This is a genomic window from Ferrovum myxofaciens, from assembly GCF_000735045.1.
Taxonomy (GTDB): domain Bacteria; phylum Pseudomonadota; class Gammaproteobacteria; order Burkholderiales; family Ferrovaceae; genus Ferrovum; species Ferrovum myxofaciens.
In genome coordinates, this window is the sequence record NZ_JPOQ01000265.1 from 1 (window position 1) to 831 (window position 831).

Annotated in this window: 1 protein-coding gene; it reads left to right on the forward strand. The window is 54.0% G+C overall.

All coding sequences use genetic code 11. From position 1 onward, the window contains the following. Positions 1-831, forward strand: an 831-nt coding sequence (locus IV91_RS0113390) for an IS3 family transposase (protein ID WP_051862740.1), incomplete at both ends; no start/stop codon positions are given.

The following is an 831-nucleotide window of genomic DNA, read 5'->3' on the forward strand; positions in this document are numbered from 1 at the left end:
GAGGCGATTTGGGGTGTGCAAAAGGAAGACTAATCAGCACCTCGGATCGCCAGGAAATGATGAAACTGATAGATGAAACTGTAGAGGCAGGGGCTCGCAGGCATAAGGCTTGCGAGATCTTGGGGCTCAGCCTGCGTACCTTGCAGCGCTGGCAGATCAGGCCGGAAGATGGGCGAGCAGAAGCAGTTCGCCCGGAACCTTCGAACAAGTTGTCTGAAGAAGAACGGGAAGAGATTTTGAATGTGATTAACCAGCCTGAATATGCCAGTTTACCGCCCACCCAGATCGTGCCGCGTTTGGCTGATCAGGGGAGGTACCTGGCTTCTGAATCTTCCTTTTACCGAGTTATGGCAGAGGCACAACAGAACCACCGCCGAGGGCGATCCCAGACGCCCAGACGGGTAGCATTGCCTACCACGCATACAGCCACAGGGCCCAATGAAGTCTGGTCTTGGGATGTAACGTATCTCCCCACGAAGGTACGTGGAAAGTATTTCTACCTGTATTTGTTTGAAGACATTTACAGCAGAAAAACAGTCGGTTGGGAGGTTTACCCTGAGGAGTCTGGAGTATTGTCAGCCGGGTTGGTGCAGAGGGCGGTGATGGCTGAGCAGTGCTGGCGCAAACCTCTGATCTTGCATTCCGATAATGGGGCTCCGATGAAGTCGTCGACGATGCTGCAGAAACTTTATGATCTGGGGATCACCCCTTCCAGGGGACGGCCCCGTGTCAGTGACGATAACCCGTTTTCCGAATCGCTGTTTCGGACCCTGAAGTACTGTCCGCAATGGCCCTCTGACGGGTTTGCAGACATAGAGGCGGCACGGGTTT